Annotated in this window: 19 protein-coding genes; 10 read left to right on the forward strand and 9 right to left on the reverse strand. The window is 64.6% G+C overall.

Annotated features, from left to right (window positions below; all coding sequences use genetic code 11):
• Positions 1 to 102: 102 nt before the first annotated feature.
• The 4 genes from TQ29_RS10800 to TQ29_RS10815 all read left to right on the forward strand — a co-directional run bounded on the left by TQ29_RS10800 (position 103) and on the right by TQ29_RS10815 (position 2,757).
• Positions 103 to 1,236 (forward strand): carboxylate-amine ligase, encoded by a 1,134-nt coding sequence (locus TQ29_RS10800; RefSeq protein ID WP_054539158.1) that lies wholly within the window; start codon positions 103 to 105, stop codon positions 1,234 to 1,236.
• A gap of 122 nt (positions 1,237 to 1,358) precedes the next feature.
• The gene (locus tag TQ29_RS10805; protein WP_037208472.1) at positions 1,359 to 1,946 is read left to right on the forward strand and encodes a L,D-transpeptidase; all 588 of its coding nucleotides are present in this window, start codon (positions 1,359 to 1,361) and stop codon (positions 1,944 to 1,946) included.
• A 108-nt stretch (positions 1,947 to 2,054) separates the two neighbouring features.
• Positions 2,055 to 2,387 carry a hypothetical protein gene (locus tag TQ29_RS10810; RefSeq protein ID WP_054539159.1) on the forward strand — a complete coding sequence of 111 codons (333 nt, stop codon included), beginning with the start codon at positions 2,055 to 2,057 and terminating at the stop codon, positions 2,385 to 2,387.
• A gap of 163 nt (positions 2,388 to 2,550) precedes the next feature.
• Complete coding sequence (locus TQ29_RS10815) at positions 2,551 to 2,757, forward strand: DUF2892 domain-containing protein (RefSeq protein WP_054539160.1); 207 nt, start codon at positions 2,551 to 2,553, stop codon at positions 2,755 to 2,757.
• Between the two features lie 13 nt (positions 2,758 to 2,770).
• Here TQ29_RS10815 and uvrA read toward each other — a convergent pair whose 3' ends face one another.
• A complete protein-coding gene (uvrA, locus tag TQ29_RS10820; RefSeq protein WP_054539161.1) occupies positions 2,771 to 5,635 on the reverse strand; it encodes an excinuclease ABC subunit UvrA in 2,865 nt (954 codons plus the stop codon).
• Between the two features lie 245 nt (positions 5,636 to 5,880).
• Between uvrA and TQ29_RS10825 the strand changes: the two genes are divergently transcribed.
• Positions 5,881 to 6,249: a rhodanese-like domain-containing protein gene (locus tag TQ29_RS10825; RefSeq protein ID WP_054539162.1), complete on the forward strand. Its 369-nt coding sequence runs from the start codon at positions 5,881 to 5,883 to the stop codon at positions 6,247 to 6,249.
• Between the two features lie 5 nt (positions 6,250 to 6,254).
• On the opposite strand, the gene TQ29_RS10830 is transcribed toward TQ29_RS10825, so the two are convergent.
• Complete coding sequence (locus TQ29_RS10830; protein ID WP_054539163.1) at positions 6,255 to 7,151, reverse strand: LysR family transcriptional regulator; 897 nt, start codon at positions 7,149 to 7,151, stop codon at positions 6,255 to 6,257.
• A 112-nt stretch (positions 7,152 to 7,263) separates the two neighbouring features.
• Between TQ29_RS10830 and TQ29_RS10835 the strand changes: the two genes are divergently transcribed.
• The gene (locus tag TQ29_RS10835) at positions 7,264 to 7,557 is read left to right on the forward strand and encodes a DUF1330 domain-containing protein (RefSeq protein ID WP_054539164.1); all 294 of its coding nucleotides are present in this window, start codon (positions 7,264 to 7,266) and stop codon (positions 7,555 to 7,557) included.
• A 60-nt stretch (positions 7,558 to 7,617) separates the two neighbouring features.
• Here TQ29_RS10835 and lpdA read toward each other — a convergent pair whose 3' ends face one another.
• The 5 genes from lpdA to TQ29_RS10860 form a co-directional block, all read right to left on the reverse strand.
• Positions 7,618 to 9,012, reverse strand: a complete 1,395-nt coding sequence (gene lpdA / locus TQ29_RS10840) for a dihydrolipoyl dehydrogenase (protein WP_054539165.1) — start codon at positions 9,010 to 9,012, stop codon at positions 7,618 to 7,620.
• Positions 9,013 to 9,127: 115 nt separating this feature from the next.
• On the reverse strand, positions 9,128 to 9,700 hold the full coding sequence (locus tag TQ29_RS10845; RefSeq protein ID WP_054539166.1) for a DUF924 family protein: 573 nt from the start codon (positions 9,698 to 9,700) through the stop codon (positions 9,128 to 9,130).
• 78 nt (positions 9,701 to 9,778) lie between these two features.
• On the reverse strand, positions 9,779 to 11,050 hold the full coding sequence (locus tag TQ29_RS10850) for an MFS transporter (RefSeq protein WP_054539167.1): 1,272 nt from the start codon (positions 11,048 to 11,050) through the stop codon (positions 9,779 to 9,781).
• Positions 11,051 to 11,142: 92 nt separating this feature from the next.
• On the reverse strand, positions 11,143 to 12,192 hold the full coding sequence (queA, locus tag TQ29_RS10855) for a tRNA preQ1(34) S-adenosylmethionine ribosyltransferase-isomerase QueA (RefSeq protein WP_054539168.1): 1,050 nt from the start codon (positions 12,190 to 12,192) through the stop codon (positions 11,143 to 11,145).
• Complete coding sequence (locus tag TQ29_RS10860) at positions 12,189 to 15,458, reverse strand: AsmA-like C-terminal region-containing protein (RefSeq protein WP_054539169.1); 3,270 nt, start codon at positions 15,456 to 15,458, stop codon at positions 12,189 to 12,191. The genes queA and TQ29_RS10860 overlap by 4 nt, the downstream gene beginning before the upstream one ends.
• A 105-nt stretch (positions 15,459 to 15,563) precedes the next feature.
• Between TQ29_RS10860 and bcp the strand changes: the two genes are divergently transcribed.
• The 4 genes from bcp (at position 15,564) to TQ29_RS10880 (ending at position 18,832) form a co-directional block, all read left to right on the forward strand.
• Positions 15,564 to 16,025 (forward strand): thioredoxin-dependent thiol peroxidase, encoded by a 462-nt coding sequence (gene bcp, locus TQ29_RS10865; protein WP_037208507.1) that lies wholly within the window; start codon positions 15,564 to 15,566, stop codon positions 16,023 to 16,025.
• Positions 16,026 to 16,045: 20 nt separating this feature from the next.
• Complete coding sequence (locus TQ29_RS10870; RefSeq protein WP_054539170.1) at positions 16,046 to 16,846, forward strand: ferritin-like domain-containing protein; 801 nt, start codon at positions 16,046 to 16,048, stop codon at positions 16,844 to 16,846.
• A gap of 185 nt (positions 16,847 to 17,031) precedes the next feature.
• Positions 17,032 to 18,354 carry a M23 family metallopeptidase gene (locus TQ29_RS10875; protein WP_235974507.1) on the forward strand — a complete coding sequence of 441 codons (1,323 nt, stop codon included), beginning with the start codon at positions 17,032 to 17,034 and terminating at the stop codon, positions 18,352 to 18,354.
• Positions 18,344 to 18,832 carry a polymer-forming cytoskeletal protein gene (locus TQ29_RS10880; RefSeq protein WP_054539171.1) on the forward strand — a complete coding sequence of 163 codons (489 nt, stop codon included), beginning with the start codon at positions 18,344 to 18,346 and terminating at the stop codon, positions 18,830 to 18,832. Before TQ29_RS10875 ends, TQ29_RS10880 begins: the two co-directional genes overlap by 11 nt.
• 72 nt (positions 18,833 to 18,904) lie before the next feature.
• On the opposite strand, the gene TQ29_RS10885 is transcribed toward TQ29_RS10880, so the two are convergent.
• Both TQ29_RS10885 and prfB read right to left on the reverse strand, forming a co-directional pair.
• Positions 18,905 to 19,681: a DUF2189 domain-containing protein gene (locus tag TQ29_RS10885; RefSeq protein ID WP_054539172.1), complete on the reverse strand. Its 777-nt coding sequence runs from the start codon at positions 19,679 to 19,681 to the stop codon at positions 18,905 to 18,907.
• 75 nt (positions 19,682 to 19,756) lie between these two features.
• Positions 19,757 to 20,884 carry a peptide chain release factor 2 gene (gene prfB / locus TQ29_RS10890; protein ID WP_037207958.1) on the reverse strand — a complete coding sequence of 376 codons (1,128 nt, stop codon included), beginning with the start codon at positions 20,882 to 20,884 and terminating at the stop codon, positions 19,757 to 19,759.
• Between the last annotated feature and the right edge of the window lie 56 nt (positions 20,885 to 20,940).

Here is a 20,940-nt window from a genome sequence, read left to right on the forward strand (position 1 = left end):
AGCGGCCCGGGGTTTTTTCATGCCGCAGGCGCCCGCAGCCATTCGCGCTTGCCGCACCGGGGCTGCTCTGCTTTGCTTGATGAAAATCACAAAGGGACAGTCATGTCGCCCGCAGACCCCGACTTCACGATTGGAATCGAGGAAGAATATCTTCTGGTGGATTGCGATACGCTGGCCCTCGCCACGGCACCCGATGCCCTGATGAGCGCCTGCACGGCAGAGCTTGAGGGCCAGTTCAGCCCCGAATTCCTGCAATGCCAGGTGGAAATCGGCACCCGCGTCTGCCGCGATATAGCCGAGGCGCGCGATGATCTGCGCCGCCTGCGGGGCACGGTGGCACGTATCGCCGGCGATTTCGGTCTGGCGCCGATTGCCGTCTCCTGCCATCCGTTCAGCGACTGGAAAGATCAGCACCATACCGACAAGGAGCGCTATAACACGCTCAGCAAGGATCTGGCCGGGGTGGCGCGGCGGATGCTGGTCTGCGGTATGCATGTGCATGTGGGGATCGCCGATCAGGCGATGCGCATAGAGCTGATGAACCAGCTCACCTATTTCCTGCCGCATCTGCTGGCGCTTTCCACCTCTTCGCCGTTCTGGCAAGGCGTGGATACCGGGCTGAGCTCTTACCGGCTGACGGTGTTCGACAATCTGCCCCGCACCGGGCTGCCGCCGCGCCCGCAAAGCTGGGCCGATTATCAGCTGATGGTCGATACGCTGACCGGCCTGAACCTGATCGAGGACAGCTCGAAAATCTGGTGGGATCTGCGCCCCTCGGCCCGGTTCCCGACCATCGAATCGCGCATCTGCGATGTCTCGCCCCGGCTGGAGAACACGCTTTCACTGGCGGCGCTGACGCAATGCATCACCCGCATGCTCTACCGGCTGACCCGCAAGAACCAGCAGTGGCGCCAGTACGATACCTTCCTGCTGGCCGAAAACCGCTGGCGCGCGCAGCGCTACGGGGTCTCCGAGGGGCTGATCGACTTCGGCGCCGGCACGATCAAGCCGATGCCGGTGCTTCTGGACGAGCTGATCGCGCTGGTCTCCGAAGACGCCGAGGCGCTTGGCTGCATGGCCGAGGTCGAGGCCGCGCGCGACATCCTCCTGCGCGGCACCAGCGCCGATCAGCAGCGCGCGGCCTTCCACGCGGCCCGTGCCGCCGGGCTCGACCGCGACGAGGCGCTGCAAGCCGTCGTGCGAATGCTGATTGACGAGTTTCAGCAGGGGCTGTAACGCCCGCCGCCATACACATTCCCGTGCATTCTCGATTTGTGATATGTCGCGGGCTGGACGCATCCAGCCGTATTTGCGAGGCTCACGGCGAACAGGCTGAAATCACGAAGGAAACGCAGAACATGAGCAACAAGACCCACAGCCGCCGCACCATCCTGGGCGGGCTTGCCATGGCAGGCACGCTGGCCGCCCCGTCGCTTCTGCGCGCGCAGGTTATCGAGCCCGCCATCGAGGGAACGGAAACGACCCGCCACAACATCTCGAGCTTTCAGGTGCAGAACTGGCAGGATCATTTCGACAGTCTGGGCGTCGCCACGATCGTCGCCGACACCAAATCGCGGGCGCTGCACTACTGGAACGCTGATGGCACCGATTACCGGCTCTACCCGACCTCGGTGCCCCGGACGGACGAGCTGACCCGGCGGGGCTATACCGAAGTGGTGCGCAAACGCGTCGGCCCCGACTGGACCCCGACCCCGGACATGCGCAAGAACGATCCCTCGCTGCCGCCCTACATGCCGCCCGGCCCGGGCAACCCGCTGGGCACCCACGCGCTCTACCTCAGCTGGCCGGCCTATCTGATCCACGGCACGCATGACACGCGCAAGATCGGGCGGCGGTCATCGTCGGGCTGCATCGGGCTGTTCAACGAAAAGATCGCGGAACTGTTCGAACTGGTCCCGGTCGGCGCGCAGGTTCGGCTGATCTGAACCGCCGGCACCGGCCACACGGCATGCCCCCTGGCCGGTGCCCGAGATAAACCCGGGAACAAAAGCCCCCTCCTTGCGTTGTCCTGCCAGACACGAAAGGAGATTATCATGCTCAAGAATACCTTTGCTTCCGCCATCGCCGTTCTGACCATCGCTCCGGCCGCCGCCTTCGCCGCTACTGACTATGTCTGCCCCGAAGGCACCGTTCTGGAGGGTACGCAATGCATGCCCACCGGCAGCGTCCGGCTCGAGGTGCTCAAGCGTGACGGCGACACGATCGTGACCGATGGCTACGCCATCCTCGAAGAGCCGCGCGAGCTGGGCCTGGAGCCCAACAGCTTCCTTGTGGAGATCGACGGTTCGGAGGTTGTGGTGATGGATCACCAGGCCTTCCAGACCCTCGGCCTTGACGAGGAAATCAACGCCCCGTCGCAGCAATAACTGCGGCAACCCCCGGCCGGGCTCGCCCCCAACGGGCCCGGCCACCCTTTGACCGCGACAGAATTACCCTGCCTCCCCGCGCCCAAGATGATATACATGCGCAGTAATGCATATTACGCTCTGGTTGTCCGAACTGGTCGGACCTGCACACCGGAGAAGACGCATGTTCACGAAAAATGTCGGCGGAATTGACCGCGCCATTCGCATCATTGTCGGCCTTGCCCTGTTGGCGGGCTTCTTCCTGCATACCGAAGCGACGTATCGCTGGCTGTACCTGATCGGGATCATCCCGCTGGTGACCGGGCTGATGTCGAGCTGCCCGATCTATTCGATCTTCGGGATGAACACCTGCCCCAAATCAGAGGAATAAGCCGCGCCGCGCGCTATTCGGCCGCCAGCTTGCGCGCGTCGAGTATCTGCTTGAGGTAGCGGCCGGTGTGGCTCTGCTCGGCTTCGGCCACCTGTTCCGGTGTGCCTGTGGCCACCACCCGGCCGCCGCCGTCGCCGCCTTCGGGGCCGATGTCGATGATCCAGTCGGCGGTCTTGATGACGTCGAGGTTATGCTCGATCACCACCACGGTGTTGCCCTGCTCCACCAGTTCATGCAGCACCTCCAGAAGCTTTTTCACATCCTCGAAGTGCAGGCCCGTGGTGGGCTCGTCGAGGATGTAGAGCGTGCGGCCCGTGGCGCGTTTGCTCAACTCCTTCGACAGTTTCACGCGCTGCGCCTCGCCCCCTGACAGGGTCGTCGCCTGCTGGCCGACCTTGATATAGCCAAGCCCCACGCGCATCAGCGCATCCATCTTGTCGCGGATGCTGGGCACCGCCTTGAAAAACTCCTGCGCATCTTCAACGTTCATATCAAGAACGTCGGCTATACTCTTGCCCTTGAACCGAACTTCCAGCGTTTCGCGATTGTAGCGCGCGCCGTGGCAGGTTTCGCAGGTGACATAGACATCGGGCAGAAAGTGCATCTCGATCTTGATCACGCCGTCGCCCTGGCACGCCTCGCAGCGCCCGCCCTTGACGTTGAAGCTGAAGCGGCCGGGCTTGTAGCCGCGCGCCTTGGCCTCGGGCAGGCCGGCGAACCAGTCGCGGATCGGGGTGAAGGCGCCGGTATAGGTGGCCGGGTTGGATCGGGGTGTACGCCCGATGGGGCGCTGGTCGATGTCGATCACCTTGTCCAGATGCTCCAACCCCTTGATCGTCTCGCAGGGCGCGGGCGTCTGCCGGGCGCCGTTCAGCCGCATCGAGGCGGTCTTGAACAGCGTCTCGATGGTCAGCGTCGACTTGCCCCCGCCCGACACGCCCGACACGCAGACGAACTTGCCCAGCGGGAAATCCACGGTCACATCCTGCAGGTTGTTGCCGCAGGCCTTGACCACGGTGATCTTCTTCTTGTTGCCCTTGCGCCGCGTTCCCGGCACCGCGATTTCACGCGTGCCCGATAGGTATTGCCCGGTGATCGACGCCGGATCGGCGGCGATTTGCGCCGGGGTGCCATGCGCAACGACGCGCCCGCCATGGATGCCGGCGCCTGGGCCGATGTCGAACACGTAATCGGCCTCGCGGATCGCCTCTTCGTCATGCTCGACCACGATCACCGTGTTGCCCTGATCGCGCAGGTTCTTGAGCGTCTGCAGCAACCGCCCGTTGTCACGCTGGTGCAGCCCGATGGAGGGTTCGTCGAGCACATAGAGCACCCCGGTCAGACCCGATCCGATCTGGCTGGCCAGCCTGATCCGCTGGCTTTCGCCCCCCGAAAGCGTGCCGGCATTGCGCGAGAGGGTCAGGTATTCCAGACCCACATTGTTCAGGAACCCCAGCCTTTCGCGGATTTCCTTCAGGATGGTGCGGGCGATCTCGTTTCGCTGGGCGGTCAGTTTTTCCGGCACCGTCGCGCACCAGGCATAGGCCTCGCGGATCGACATCTGCACCACCTGCCCCACATGCAGCCCGGCGATTTTCACCGCCAGCGCCTCCGGCCGCAGCCGGTAGCCGCCGCAGCTGTGGCAGGGGCGGTTGTTCTGGTAGCGTTCGAATTCCTCGCGCACCCAGTTGCTGTCTGTCTCGCGATAGCGCCGCTCCATATTGGGGATCACCCCCTCGAACGTGCGCGTCACCTCATAGACACGCCCGCCCTCGTCATAGCGGAACCGGATCTCGTCATCACCCGAACCGTAGAGGAACACCTGCTGCACATGGGCCGGCAGGTCTTTCCACGGCGTGTTCTTGTCGAATTCGTAGTGTTTGGCGATGGCCTCGATCGTTTGCAGGAAATAGGGCGACTTGCCCTTGCGCCAGGGTGCCAGCGCGCCGTCATAGAGCTTCAGCGCCGCGTCGGGAACCACGAGCCGTTCGTCAAAGAACAGCTCCACCCCCAGCCCGTCACAATCGGGGCAGGCTCCGAAGGGCGCGTTGAAGGAAAACAACCGCGGCTCGATCTCGGGAATGGTGAACCCCGATACCGGGCAGGCGAAATTCTCGCTGAAGGTGATGCGCTCTGGCTCTCCCTCGCCCTCTTTCGGGGCGGTTTCCAGAATGGCGATGCCATCAGCCAGATCCAGCGCCGTGCGGAAACTGTCAGCCAGCCGCGTCTCCAGCCCCTCGCGCACAACGATCCGGTCCACCACTACGTCGATATCGTGGCGGAATTTCTTGTCGAGCGTCGGCGGTTCGTCCAGTTCATGGAACTGCCCATCCACCTTGACCCGCTGAAACCCCTGCTTGCGCAGTTCCAGAAACTCTTTTCTGTATTCGCCCTTCCGGTCGCGGATGATCGGCGCCAACAGAAAGGCGCGCGTGCCCTCCTCCATCGCCATCACCCGGTCGACCATGTCCTGCACCTGCTGCGCCTCGATCGGCAGGCCGGTCGCGGGGGAATAGGGCGTGCCGACGCGGGCGAACAGCAGGCGCAGATAGTCGTAAATCTCCGTCACCGTGCCGACGGTCGAGCGCGGGTTCTTGCTCGTCGTCTTCTGTTCGATGGAAATCGCGGGGGAGAGGCCGGTGATGTGATCCACATCCGGCTTTTCCATCATATCGAGGAACTGCCGCGCATAGGCCGACAGCGATTCGACATAGCGGCGCTGGCCCTCGGCATAGATCGTATCGAAGGCCAGGCTGGATTTGCCGGAGCCCGAAAGCCCGGTGATCACCACCAGTTCATCGCGCGGGATATCCACGTCGATGTTCTTGAGGTTGTGCTCGCGCGCGCCGCGCACCTCGATCTTTTTCAGCTCGGCCATCAAAGCCCCCAGGTTGAACGATTAAGAAATAGTTTAGCTTGCCCGAGTCTCCAACCGAAAAGAGAGAACAAATGGGGAATATATCCACCTGAGCGCAGGAACCGCCCCTTGCACCTTGCCCCTGCCCGGTTTTTGGCATCCCCTGAGCGCCACAAACCACCCCGCCCTTCACATTCGCCAGGTCGAATGTATATCTGCCGCCACCGCCGGCCAGGGCGCAACACAGGATATCGAGGGAAACGAGAATGTTTTCAGGTTTCAAACAGCCGGGACCGCAGATGGCCCGGATCGACACCAAGGACGCCATCGACAAGGTCGCAGCCGGCGAAATGACGCTGATCGACGTCCGCGAGGCGGATGAGCTGCGCATGACCGGCTATGCCGAGGGTGCGCTGCACATCCCGATGATGGTGTTCCGGATGAAGGTCGATCCGTCGAGCCCCGAGCTGCTGCCGGAGCTTTCGGTCGACAAACCCGTAGCGCTTTACTGTGCCTCGGGGGCGCGGTCGGGGGCGGCGGCGCAGGCGATGATGCAGATGGGGTATAAAGAAGTTTATAACCTTGGCGGATTGCAGCACTGGCAGATGGCGGGCGGCCCGGTCACCCGGGGCTGAGGGCGTCAGCCGTCGGGGCCGAAATAGGTCTCGGCCCGCGCCGCGAAACGCGCCGCGATGAAACGGATGAATTCCGCGACCCGTGGCACGCGGCGCAGATCCGGATGGGTCACCGCCCAGATCGGCGCATAGTCGATCAGCGCGAGCCCCGGCACCCGTATCAGCACCGCATCCCCCGCACCGATCAGGCAGGGCGCGCGCACCATCACCTGCCCCGCCCGCGCGAGGTTGAGCGCCGTGATCATGTCATCGCTCTCAATGACGGGAACGGCGCCGGGAAACCGCGCCTCGAGCGCGGCGGGGCGCGCTGCCGTCCAGGCGGTGAAGGCCACATAGGGCAGCGGCCTCTGCCGGTCTTCGCCGGACAGAACCGCTTGATGGGCCTCGATATAATCGCGGCTGGCGAACCAACCGGCGCGCTGCCGGGCAATGACCCGGCCCCACAGGCTTTCGGCCGGGCTGTGCGATACGCGGAGGGCGACATCGGCTTCGCGCCGATGCAGATTCAGAACGCGGTTGTCGCCCAGCAGGCTGAGCATGATGCCGGGATGACGGGCGCGGAACACCGCAATGTCGGCGGCGAAATCGGCATTGGCCACCAGCGGCGGCACAGTGATGGCCAGGGCGCCCGGCCCCTGCCCCCGCTCTGCTTCCAGCGCGAAATCCAGCGCATGCACCCGCGCCTCGACCTCTTCGGCATGGGCGATGGCGGTACGGCCCGGCGCCGTCGGCACAAGGCCGGTCGGAAGCCGGTCGAACAGGCGCAGCCCGGCCTGCTCTTCGGCCCGCGCCAGTTGTCGCGATACGGTCGCATGGGTCACCCCAAGGCAGCGCGCCGCGCCGTTCAGCCCGCCATGGCGCGCCACCGCCAGAACGATGCGCAAACTGTCCCAATCCTGCATGGCGACCCCGAAGCCTGAGCTATTTCCGTACAAGGGTATTCCGAAGATAGCCCATTCCCGCAACCCCCATGCCTCGCCTAAATGGCGGCACGGGAACCAAAGGGAAAAAACCATGCCTCATTACGTTGTTGTTCAGTTGATCGTGAAAGATGCCGATGCCTTCGCGGCCTATCGGGCCAAGGGGGGCGCAGCCCTTGCCAAACACGGCGGACAGCCGATCGCGGGCGGGCCGGAGATCGAAGTTCTGGAAGATACCGGCGCGGGGCCTTCGACCTGCCTGATCGTGGCCTTCCCGGACGCCGAGGCCGCGCGCGCCTGGATCAATGACCCCGAACTGGCCGAGGTGCATGCGATGCGTCGTGACGGCGCGCAGACCACGATCCTGCTGCTGCCCCCGATAGGCTGACAAAGGGCCGGGCCCGCGCGGCAAGTCTGCGGCGCCCCGCTTGCGGGGCGCCTGCATGGCTTACATGTGAATCACGCGATCATAAGCGTCGAGCACGCTTTCGTGCATCATCTCGCTCAGCGTGGGATGCGGGAAGACCGTGTTCATCAGATCTTCTTCGGTGGTTTCCAGCTGACGGCCGACCACATAGCCCTGGATCAGCTCCGTCACCTCTGCCCCCACCATGTGCGCGCCCAGCAATTCGCCGGTCTTGGCGTCGAACACGGTCTTGATCATCCCCTCGGGCTCGCCCAGGGCAATCGCCTTGCCGTTGCCGATGAAGGGGAAGCGGCCAACCTTGACCGTATAGCCCAGCTCTTTGGCCTTGGCCTCGGTATAGCCGACGCTGGCCACCTGCGGCTGACAATAGGTGCAGCCGGCGATGCTTTCGGGCTTTACCGGATGCGGATGCCCGCCCGCGATCAGTTCGGCCACCATCACGCCCTCGTGGCTGGCCTTGTGCGCCAGCCAGGGCGCGCCCGCGATATCGCCGATGGCATAAAGCCCGTCGGCCCCGGTGCGGCAATATTCATCCGTCACCACATGGGTGCGGTCGATCTTGACGCCCAGGCCTTCCAAACCCAACCCCTCGACATTGCCGACGATGCCCACGGCGGAAATCACCGTGTCGAACTCATGGGTTTCAACCTTGCCGCCCGCCTCGATATGCGCGGTGACCTTGCCCTTGCCACGGTCGAGCTGTTTGACCATGGCCTTTTCCATGATCTTCATGCCCTGCTTGGTGAACTGCTTCTTGGCGAAGGCCGAAATCTCGGCGTCTTCCACCGGCAGGATACGGTCCATCACCTCGACGACAGTCGTGTCAGCGCCCAGCGTGTTGTAGAAGCTGGCGAATTCGATGCCGATGGCGCCCGACCCGATGACCAGCAGCTTTTTCGGCATGCGCGGCGGCGTCAGCGCGTGCTTATAGGTCCAGACCAGATCGCCATCCGCCTCCAGCCCCGGCAGTTCGCGCGCGCGGGCGCCGGTGGCCAGCACGATGTTCTTGGCGGTCAGCTCTTCGCTGCCCTTGTCGGTCTTGACCGAGACCTTGCCCTTGGCCGGCAGCGTCGCCTCGCCCATCACCACGGTGATCTTGTTCTTCTTCATCAGATGGCCGATGCCGCCCGACAACTGCCCCGCAACCCCGCGCGAGCGTTTGACGACCGCGTCGAGATCATAGCCGATGCCCTCGGCCGTGAGCCCGAATTCCTTGGCCCGGTGCATCAAGTGAAACACTTCGGACGAGCGCAGCAGCGCCTTGGTGGGGATGCACCCCCAGTTCAGGCAGATACCGCCCAAATGCTCGCGTTCGACAATCGCAACCTTCTGGCCAAGCTGCGCACCGCGAATTGCAGCGACATAGCCCCCCGGCCCGGCGCCGATCACGATCATGTCAAAATTCCTGGCAGCCATCTGCTTCCCCTTTGTCCGAAAAGTAGTTTGATATTAAACTATATCAAATTACACATCAACGGACCGAAGGCCGCAAGGCCGGATTTTTCCGTCGCCGCCGGGAAACGCGGTATGTTCAGCCGCGCAACGCCTCGACGATCGCGGGATAGCCGCCCTCTGCCAGAAAGGTGCGCTCATCCTCGCTGCTGCAACGCGCGAGCGCGTCGTTGCGGAACGGAAACCGGCCAAAGCGGCGGATAACCTCGCGGTGCGCCTTGGCATGGAGCAGATTGTCGGCGCCGGTTTCGGGCATGCGCGTGAGCATCAGGCGCACGCAACGGTCCTGATCCGTCAGGCATTCCGAATGCATCAGCGGCAGATAGAAAAACTGCCGTTCGGGCTCTTCCACGCGCATGTCGAATTCGCGGTCGATCGTATGTTTGGCCGCCTTGCGCGCCATCGGATCGGTGGAAAACGCCCGCGCCTCGCCGCGGAACATGTTGCGCGGGAACTGATCGGTCAGCAGAAGATAGGCCAGCGCCGTGCGCGGCTGTGTCAGCCATTCGTGCAGCCCGCCCTCAAGCGCCTCCTGCCAGAGCGCTTCGAACCGGACGCGGATGTCATCGTCGAGCGCGGCGCCGCCGATGTACCAGCCCTTTGGCCCGACCTCTTCCAACCAGAACCGCAGAACCTCATCCGGGGTTTGCATGACCACTCCTCCTGACTGCCCTTACCGGCATTTTCTTCAGCGTTTCAGATAAGTTGAGGCCGTGCAAGGGGGCAGACCCTATGCCGCATCGATGGCATGGCGGGCGTGCTCCTCTTCCTGCCCCTCGATAAAGACTTCCTGCGCGGCCTCCACCGCGACAGAGGTGGCTGACGGCAGCACCGGCGAATAGGTTCCGGTTTCCGACACGAGCGGCGCCCGGCGCTGGGTCATTCGATAGGCGGCATAGGCCGAGAGGCTGCCCAGCAGCGCGGCCAGGAACAGGAAGAACCCCGAGGGCCCGGCGTATCCCATGATCCAGCCGGTGATGAGCGGGCCCGCCACCGCGCCGACCCCGTTCAGAAAGATCATCCCGCCGGAAGCCGCGGCCATATCCTCATGCTCCAGAAAATCGTTGGTATAGGCGATGATCAGCGCATACAGCGGGTTGCTGGTACCGCCCACCACGAACATCGCGCCCAGCAGCACGGAAAACCGGCTTTCGAACAGCAGCCCGGCCAGCGCGCCAACACACCCCAGCACGGCCGTGCCGAGGATCAGCTGTCGCCTGTCCATCCGGTCCGACATCCAGCCGATGGGAAACTGCATCAGCAGCCCGCCGACATAGATCGCCGCGACGAAGGCGGAAATCTGCGCCACGCTGAGCCCCGACTGGGTACCATAGACAGCCGCCATGCCGAACAGCGCGGAATAGACCCCGCCCAGCAGAAACGCCCCGACGCAGCCCAGCGGAGAGACGTGGTAGAGCGCGCGGATGCTCATCGGTTTGGTGGTCTCGAAGGGCGGCGTCGGCGAGACCGACAGAAGGATCGGCGCGAAGGAGATCGAGACCAGTACCGACGGGATGATGAACAGGATGAACCCCGACGGGTCGCCCAGCGTCAGCAGGCCCTGCGCCGCGACGATCCCCGCCATCTGGACAATCATGTAAAGCGAAAGCGCCTGCCCCCGGGTTTCGTTGGTGGCGGCGTTGTTGAGCCAGCTCTCGGCGGTCACGTAGACGCCGGAAAAGCAAAAACCGATGATCACCCGCAGCAGCGTCCAGGCCCAGGGATCGGTGATCGCCGGGTAAAGGATCAGCACCGCCGAGATGAACGACCCCAGCGCCGCGAACACCCGCACGTGGCCCACGCGCCGGATCATTTCGGGCGCCATCCGCGAGCCGCCCAGAAACCCTAGGAAATAGGCCGACATCACAAGCGACATCTGCAGGGTGGTGAAACCTTCCAGCCCCCCGCGCACACCCAGAAGCGTGCCCTGCAGACCGTTTCCGACCATCAGCAGAAGCATCCCCAGCAGCAATGCCCAGGAACTGGCAAGAACCTTGATCACGTTACACCTCGAATCACGTTACGTGCCCTCACTACGACGGACACTGTCAGGGGATATGTGCCAGGGCGACATTCGGTGTCGCGAATGCGCCCTCACGGGATCAGAAGCGACGCATCGCCGTAAGAGAAAAAGCGGTATCGCCCGGCCACCGCATGGGCATAGACGGCACGCATCCGCTCCACCCCCATCAGCGCGGAAACCAGCATCAGCAGGGTGGATTTCGGCAGGTGAAAATTGGTCATCAGCGCGCCCGTGACGCGAAAGCGGTATCCGGGGCGGATGAAGATATCGGTCTCGCCGCGCCACGGCACCATGGTGCCATCCGCCTGCGCCGCGCTTTCGATCAGGCGCAGCGCGGTGGTGCCCACGGGGATGATGCGCGCGCCCGCGGCGCGGGTCGCGTTGATCTCGGCCGCCGCCTGCGCCGTCACCTCGCCCCATTCGGCGTGCATCTTGTGGGTTTCCACATCCTCGACCTTCACCGGCAGGAAGGTGCCCGCCCCCACATGCAGCGTGACCTCGGTGAACGTCACCCCGATCGTCCGCAGCTTTTCCAGCAGCTCCGCATCGAAATGCAGCGAGGCGGTCGGCGCGGCCACCGCGCCGGCGTGGCGGGCGAAGACGGTCTGATAGTCGGTCTTGTCCTGCGCGTCGGCGGGGCGTTTGGCGGCGATATAGGGCGGCAGCGGCATGGCGCCCGCCTCGGCCAGCGCGGCATCGAAATCATCACCCGCCAGATTGAAGCCAAGCACCACGTCGCCCTCGCGCCGCTCGGTGACACGGGCCGAGAGCGCGTCGGAGAACACGATCTCCTCGCCCTGTTTCAGCTTGCGCAGGGGCTTGGCCAGCGCCGCCCAGCCGCCGCCCGGCTGCGGCTCCAGCAGCGTGATTTCCACCTTCGCCTCGACGACACCTTCGGGCGTATGCCGCAGGCGGCGGCCGAACAGGCGCGCCGGGATCACCTTTGTGTTGTTCAGCACCAGCCGGTCGCCTGCGCGCAGCAGCGACGGCAGGTCGTAGACATGACAGTCGCGCAACGTGTCGCCCTCGGCCACCAGCATCCGGGCGGCGGTGCGCGGGCGGGCGGGCCGGGTGGCGATCAGCTCTTCGGGCAGGTCGAAATCGAAATCGGAAAGTTTCACTCGGCAATCTCCGGCGGCGGCCGGCGGAAGATCTCGCGAAACATCCCCGGCGTCAGAATTGAAAGAACGTTGACCCCGACCGACGGGGCGGCCGCATCACCCGACAGCCGGTAGTTGAAGCCGAACAGCCCCTCGCCCTTGCGGGTCAGGAAACTGCCGACGCTGTTGAGCAGATAGATGGGCGAGATCACGCCCTGCATATCGACCCGGTTCGCCTTCAGGTCATAGACCCCGGCCAGCGAAATGCCCAGCGATGTGCCGATGGCGCTGCCCCGGCTGATCTGAAGCGCGTTCGGGGTCAGGATGAAATCGGCCGACACCTCGCTGAAGGTCAGCCCCTCGCCATCCAGAAGCTGCAGGATCCCGACGACCGAAATCGCGCTCAGCAGCTCGGCCAGAACCGGCGCGCCCTTGACCCGCGTGTTGCGGATGGTCATCCGGCCGTTGTATTCGCCGGGCGCGCCGCGGGGCGTCAGCATCAGGTCGAGCGTGCCGCCACGGGATTTCTCGAAGATCCCGGCCCCGCGCAGCACACCGCCCGCGTCATCCGACTGAACATGGATCGCGGTGCCGCCGCGCGCGGGCACCAATGTGGCGACCACCGGCGCGCCGTTGCCCACGCGCCCGCGCAACCGGCCGTTCAGAGCGCCTTCGGGCGTCAGCACCCCGCGCACATCATAAAGCGTGATCGCGCGCGACACGATCAGACGGTCCAGCGCCACCGCCACCGGCCCGCCCTCGCCGGTGCCCCGGCCCTTGGCAAAGGGGCTGTTGCGTAGATCCAGCCGCCCGCCCTTGATCGCAACGCTGGGCGGCCTTCCGGGGCCGCGCCCGCCAAGCACCACCGGCGCGTCAAGCCAGTCGCCCACCCGGACGCGCGAAAACCGCGCCTCGCGCAGCGCGCCGTCGCCGCCGATCGCCAGCGTGCCCGCCGCCGAAAGGCCGGGCGCCGAGATTGACAGGCTGTCGATTACCGGCGGCGCCCCGAGGCTGCCCGACACCTGAAGCGAGCCGTGCGCATTGCGCGGCTTCGACCAGCCCAGCCCCGGCAGGCTCAGCCCCACCCGGTTCAGATCGGAGGTCAGTTCGAACCGCGCCGCCGTGTCCTTTGCCAGATCAATGGCGACATGGCCCAGCCCGCTGCCGGTGACAGTGCCGTCGGGCAGCCCGATCCCGAAGGCTTTCACGAAACGCGGCGACAGTTCCACCGTGCCTTCGACCCGGCTTTGCCCCTGTTGCTCGGGGCCGAGCGCCTGGCTCCAGACACCCTGCACCGGCACCCCGTCCAGCCGCGCCGCGCCACTGATCGAGATCTGGTCCCGGTCCGCGCTCAGGTTCAGCGTATCCGCCTCCAGCACACGGTTCGGAACCGCCTTTTCACTGCGCAGATCGCTCAGCACACCCGAAACCGAATAGTCCACGTCCTGCGGCGTGACCTTCTTGGCGAGGCTCAGGCCGATCTTCGCCTCCATCCGGGCGTGGCCTTCGGCAAGGTCGGTCGGCTGGCCGGCGCGCGACATGATGTTGAACACCGGATGATCCAGCAGCGCGAGCATCGCCCCGACGGTGCTTTCGGTTTTCAGGTCGATCTCGGCCCGCGCCGGCCTTTGCGTGATGTCGGGCACGTGAAACACGGTGCCGGTGGCATCGACGGGGCCGCCGCCGCCAGGCGCATCGACGATGCCCTTGTCCAGCACCATGGTGAATGTCATCTCCGTCATCGTGACATAGCCGAACCCGCCATGAACCGGTGGCATGGACTTGATGAACTGCACCGTCGCATCGCGGAACTCATGCACCAGCGACAGACGAACCGGGTGATCCGGGGCGATCCGCAGGGCCGCCTCGACGTTGAAAAGCACCCCTTCGAACACATTCTCGCTCACCCAGCGGCGGGTCGGCGGAACAAGGCCCACCGGCCATAGCGCGATCAGCCGGTCACGGGTGATCTGATCCACGCCGAAATCGAGATCGAGCTTCCAGCCGTCATTGCGGGCCTTGATCACGCCATCGCCGCGATAGGCCGTCCCGGCATTGTCGAGCAGCACGACCTGGCCGATGGTCACGGTGAACGGATCAAGCGCAAGCTTCATGTCCAGCGCGCCGGAGTTGAACCGCGCCGGCTGTTCGAAAAACCCCTCGGGGTCCAGCGCGACCTCGCGGAACTGCATCTGGGTGACCAGGCTGGTGGGCCAGCCATCCACCTCGTCGCCCAGATAGGCGTGGCCTTCCGCCTTCAGCCGGACGGCGGCGGTATCAAGCTCGGTCTCGTTCATGGTGATCTTGTCAGCCGCCGGATCATAGGTGAAATAGCTTTTGCCGCGGCGGAACGGGATCGGCGCGACCCCCGCGACCGGGTGGATCGCACCGGCGCCAAGCTCCAGCGCGGCGCTGAGCGGCGTAAGATGCCCGTCGGCCCCCACCCCCGAGCGCAAGGCGCCCGACAGCGGCGCGTCGATGACCCGCAGGAAGGTCAGCGCGGGGGATTGCGCCGCGATGTCGGCCGAGGGCACGTTGCTGAAGTTGGCCGACATCCGCGAAAGCAGCGAGCCCTTCGCCAGATCGAAGCTCAGCGCCACCTCCGACGGCACGCCCAGATCGTTGGTCAGCGAAAAGAACAGCCGCGAAGACAGGTCGGTCGCGGTCTGCTCGATGGTCAGAAGCCCGCCCTCGATCTGCCAGCTGCGCTGCGCGCGGGCGTCGGCATAGCTGAGTGTCAGATCCTCGACCGACAGATCTTCGAGCCCGGACAGCGCCGGGCTGGCAAACACCGCGTCGATCCTGCGCAGAACGTCGGGCAGGCTGGCCGCGGCGCCGTCGGGGGCGAACTCCTCGCCCAGCGTCAGGTCGATGCTGCCATCCACCGCCCGCGTCAGCGCCAGCTCTGCCCCCGACAGCGCCACCCGGCGCAGGGTGACGCGCCGCTCGGCGAACGGGCGCAGGCTCATCGCCGCGTGCACATCGCGCAGCATCGCCACCGGCCGGCCGGCCCCATCCGAAAGGGCGACGTCGCGCAGATGAACCTGAGGCAGCTTGTGGCGCGTGAAGGTCACGTTGATGCCGCCCAATGTCATCTGCACCGGGCCAAGCGCCGCGTTCAGCCGTGTCTCCAGCCGCTGCGCCATCCATGCGGGCGCAGGAATTGCGCGACCGGTCAGCGACAGTACGGAAATCAGGAACATCGCGCTCAGCACAACAAAGCCGAGCGACAGCCAAAGCCGGAAATGGCCCCGCCTGCGCGGCGTCTGCGCCGTCCGCTCGTTCATTCTGTGCCCTGCCCGGCGCCCATTTGCCTTTTGGCCCTGTCTTTTTTCTCGCGCCCCGCGCCCCGGAAGGGTATGGACAATCTGCCAATTCCCGAGGAGCCTTTCATGACCGAATGTGGCCAGCCCGCCCCCGATTTCACCCTTCCCCGCGATGGCGGCGACACTGTCACGCTGTCCGCGCTGCGGCCGGCGCCCGTGGTGCTGTATTTCTATCCCAAGGATGACACGCCGGGCTGCACGAAGGAAGCCATTGCCTTCACCGAAATCCTGGCGGAGTTCAACAGCGAAGGCGCGCATGTCTTCGGCGTTTCCAAGGATCCGGTGACCAAACACGAGAAATTCCGCGACAAGCACTCCCTCTCGGTGCCGCTGCTTTCGGATGCCGATGATACGGTCTGCGAGGCTTATGGCGTCTGGGTCGAGAAGAACATGTATGGCCGTAAATACATGGGGATCGAGCGTGCGACCTTCCTGATCGACGGCGCGGGCAATATCGCCCGGATCTGGCGCAAGGTGAAGGTGCCGGGCCATGCCGAGGCCGTACTCGACGCGGTGCGCGCGCTTTGAGCGGAGAATGCCTGGCGCAGATGGCGGTGCAGGTTCTGACCACCGCCGACGGCCGCGCCAAGACCGCGCTGTCGCGCCGCCACGCCGCGGCCTGGTTCGCGGCGCGCGACGCCGGCGCGCCGCTCGAGGTGGGCCGGGCCAGCCCGCCCCTGCGCCCCGCGCGCCCCGACCGGCCAGAGCTTCTGTCGCCGCGCGACGTGCCGCGCCGCCGCCCCGGCACGCCCGAGGGGCGCAAGGCGCTGCTGCACGCGGTCGCGCATATCGAACTGAACGCGGTCGATCTGCACTGGGACATCATCGCGCGCTTCGCCGACGTGCCCATGCCCGCCGGGTTCTTCGACGACTGGGTGAAGGCGCCCGATGAGGAATCAAAGCATTTCAACCTGATCTGCGACTGCCTGGAGCGCATGGGCAGCCACTACGGCGCGCTGCCCGCCCATGCCGGCATGTGGCGCGCGGCCGAGGATACCGCCGATGACCTGATGGGGCGGCTTGCCGTGGTGCCGATGGTGCTGGAGGCGCGCGGGCTGGACGTGACGCCCGGCATGATCGAGGTGTTCCGCAAGGCGGGCGACGATCACGCGGTCGAGGCGCTGGAGGTGATCTATGGCGAAGAGGTGGCGCATGTGGCCTATGGCTCCAAATGGTTCCATTTCCTGTGCGGGCGCCATGACGAAGACCCCAAAGAGGTGTTTCACACGCTCGTTCACAAATACTTCCACAGCACGCTGAAACCGCCCTTCAACGAGGAAAAGCGCGCCGAAGCCGGGATGCCCCCCGACTTTTACTGGCCTCTCACCGAAGCCGACCCGCCGGCCTGAGCCGGTTTCCGCCCGCGTTGTCGGCGAATTCCCGCGCAAGATTGTCCTTTAGAAGCACGATCGTGGAACCCAAACGCTCAAAAAACTTGCAGCGCTCCCCGGCCATGACCTATGGAGTTAACGACCGCTTTTTTGGGGAAAGCTGGTCACCACTACAACGGGGACAAGGCAGACGGGGCGATGGTTTGCAATCTAATGTCATAAGACGGATGAACATGGCGCTTGAGCGCTATTTGCCGGAACAGCGGCTTTTTCTGAGATCGGAAACGGAAACGCGGTTCATCCGGCTGAGCCCGGGGACGCAGTTGGTTGCCCTCACGGGCTGCGCCGCGATCGTGGGCTGGTCGATCATCGCCAGCGCGATGCTGATCATGGATACGATCGGCGCCGGCAGCCTGCGCGATCAGGCGCGGCGCGAACAGGCGATGTATGAAGAGCGGCTGAACGCGCTGGCCGGCGAGCGTGACCTGCGCGCCGAAGAAACCCGCAACGCGCAGAACCGGTTCAACCTGGCCCTTACCGAAGTGTCGAAGATGCAGTCGGCGCTGCTGGCCTCCGAAGACCGCCGCAAAGAGCTGGAAACCGGGATCGGGGTCATCCAGTCCACCCTGCGTCGCACCATGTCGGAGCGTGACACGGCCCTGGCAGAGGCGGAAAACCTGACCGTCGCGCTGGCCGAGAGCACCGATGCCGACAAGTCGGGGGCCGGCCATGCCGAAGACATGCGCGAAACGGTCGCCTTCCTGTCCGAGGCGCTGAACCTGACCGCGACGGAGCGTGACACCATCGCCGCCGAAGCCGCCGCTGCCTATGAACTGGCCGGGGCGCTGGATTTCGACCGGCAGCTTTCGCAGGATCGGAATGACCGGATCTTCGGCCAGCTCGAAGACGCGCTGACAATCTCGATCGAGCCGCTGGACAAGATGTTCCGCTCGGCCGGGCTGAACACCGATACGCTGATCGAACAGGTGCGCCGCGGCTATTCCGGCCAGGGCGGCCCGCTGACACCGCTGTCGGTGTCGACCAAGGGCGAGCTGACCGATCCCGAAACGCTGCGGGCCAACGGGATTCTCGACCGGCTGGATCAGCTCAACCTCTATCGCATCGCGGCGGAAAAGACGCCGTTCTCGCTGCCGCTCAAATCCTCTTTCCGCTTTACCAGCGGGTTCGGGGCGCGCTGGGGCCGTATGCACAACGGCACCGATTTCGCCGCTTCCTACGGCACGCCGATCTATTCGACGGCCGATGGCGTGGTCATCCACGCCGGCTGGATGTCGGGATATGGCCGCGTGGTGAAAATTCAGCACGAGTTCGGGATCGAGACCCGCTACGCGCATATGTCTAAAATCCACGTGACGGTCGGGCAAAGGGTCTCGCGCGGGGACCGGATTGGTGATATGGGGAACTCTGGTCGGTCTACCGGCACGCACCTGCACTATGAGGTGCGCGTAGGGGGCAAACCCGTCAACCCGATGATCTATATCAAGGCAGCGAGAGATGTTTTCTAAAAGCAGGATCAATGAGCCCGGCCCCAAAGCGGGCGAGGCAGAGAAACCCGCCATGCCGGAAATGGCAAAGCCGATGCCCCAGGCGGGTGAAAAGCCCGCAACCGCGCCCAAGCCGAAGCCGCCGGCATCGGTCCTGTCGTCGGATCTGACCATCACCGGCAACCTTCGGACAACCGGCGACATCCAGATCGAAGGCACCGTGGAAGGCGACATTCGCGCCCATCTTCTGACCGTTGGCGAGGGCGCCACCGTGAAGGGGGAGGTGGTCGCCGATGACGTTGTGGTCAACGGCCGCGTCGTCGGCCGCGTGCGCGGCCTGAAGGTGCGCCTGACCTCGACGGCGCGTGTCGAGGGCGACATCATCCACAAGACCATCGCGATCGAAAGCGGCGCGCATTTCGAAGGTTCGGTTCAGCGTCAGGACGATCCGCTGAGCAACGGCCCTGCCCCGCAAAAGCCCGCCGCGCCAAAGGCCTGAGCCTTTCACACGGCAGAATTCAACGGGCGCGGCCAGGGATGACCGCGCCCGTTTTGCACCCACGCCCATGCGTCACACCAAGGCGGCGCGGTAAAGGTGCCAGGTGGCATGGCCAAGCACCGGCAACACCACCAGCAGCCCGATGAAAAACGGCAGCATCCCCGCAAACAGCAGCCCGATGAGCGTTATCCCCCACAACAGCATCGGGCCGGGATTGGCCGTGACCGTGCTGACGCTGACGATCATCGCGGTGACGAAATCAATCTCTCTGTCCAGCAACAGCGGCAGGCCGACAACCGTGACGGCAAAGATCAGCGCCGCCAGCCCCGCCCCCACAAGCGATCCCACGCCCAGCATCATCAGCCCGTTCGCCGTAAGGAACACCTCGTAGGACGAAGTGACGTTGGTCATCGTCGAAAGCCCCAGGAACAGGGCGAAAATCATGTGGCCGATGAAGGACCAGAACAGGAAGATCAGGATGATGATGGCGCTGATCGAAGGAAGCTGACGGTCTTTCTGCCGCCAGATCACGCCCAGAATCTCTCGCCAGTTCAAGGGCGTGCCGTTTTCCAGGCGGCGGCTGACCTCGTAGAGCCCGACAGCCGCGAAAGGCCCGAGCAACGGAAAGCCGAACACCAGGATCGCCAGCCAGTAGATCTGTCCGGTCACCTGGGTGACCCAGAACATCGCGATACCGCAGACCACATAGAAACCACCGAAAAACGCGCCATAGCCCGGTGCCGCCAGAAAATCGCGCCAGCCCCGTTTCAGCGCCGTGAAAACCGTGCCGCAGCTCACGCGCTGAATCTCCGGCACCCGTGAGGGCGCCGCCGCTGTTACTTCCGTCATGTGACCCTCCCGTATACGCGTCTGACGGCGTATTCGGGGGCATTTTACACGGATTTTTCGCGGATCAAGAAGAAATCAACCCTCAGCCTGCGCCTCGGCGCGGCTTTTGCCGGCCACGTCCAGCGCCAGCGTGGCGGCCATGAACTGGTCCAGATCCCCGTCCAGCACGCCCTGTGTGTCGGAGGTTTCCACGTTGGTGCGCAGATCCTTGACCATCTGATAGGGCTGCAGCACGTAGGATCTGATCTGGTTGCCCCAGCCCGCATCGCCCTTGTTTTCATGCGCTTCGGTGATGGCGGCATTGCGCCGGTCCAGCTCCATCTGATAAAGCCTTGATTTCAGGGCCTTCATCGCGATGTCGCGGTTCTGGTGCTGGGATTTTTCCGAACTGGTCACGACAATGCCGGTGGGCATATGGGTGATCCGCACGGCCGAATCGGTGGTGTTGACGTGCTGCCCGCCCGCCCCCGAAGAACGATAGGTGTCGATGCGGATATCGGCCGGGTTCACCTCGATCTCGATATTGTCATCCACAACCGGATAGACCCAGACAGAGCTGAAAGAGGTGTGGCGTCTTGCCGCACTGTCGTAAGGTGAAATCCGCACCAGCCGGTGCACGCCGCTTTCGGATTTCAGCCAGCCATAAGCGTTGTGGCCGGAAATCTTGTAGGTCGCGGATTTGATGCCCGCCTCTTCGCCCGCGCTCTCGGACTGAAGTTCGACCTTGTAGCCCTTCTTCTCGGCCCAGCGAACATACATCCGCGCCAGCATGCTGGCCCAGTCGCAGCTTTCGGTGCCGCCGGCGCCGGCGTTGATCTCCAGAAAGGTGTCGTTGGCATCCGCCTCGCCATCCAGCAGCGCCTCGATCTCTTTCTGCGCCGCCTTCTCGGCCAGCGCCTTCAGCGCGGCCTCGGCCTCGGTCACCACCTCGGCATCCTCTTCCATCTCGCCCAGCTCGATCAGCTCGATATTGTCCGACAGCTCCTGGCCGATGCCCTTGTAGGTGTTCATCGCATCGACAAGCGCCTGCCGCTCGCGCATCAGCTTTTGCGCGTTGGCGGGATCATTCCACAAATCGGGGTCTTCAACCCGGGCGTTGAACTCTTCCAGCCGGTGCTCGGCCGTCTCCCAATCCAGCCGCTGCGCCAGCAGGGCCAGGGATTTGCGGATGTCCTCGATGGTGTTTTGCGTGTCGGCACGCATGGTGGGCGAACCCTCGTTTGCTGCTGTTTGCGTTCAGATGGGGGTGATAGCGGCTT

Source organism: Actibacterium sp. EMB200-NS6 (assembly GCF_001305615.1).
Taxonomy (GTDB): Bacteria; Pseudomonadota; Alphaproteobacteria; order Rhodobacterales; family Rhodobacteraceae; genus Actibacterium_A; species Actibacterium_A naphthalenivorans.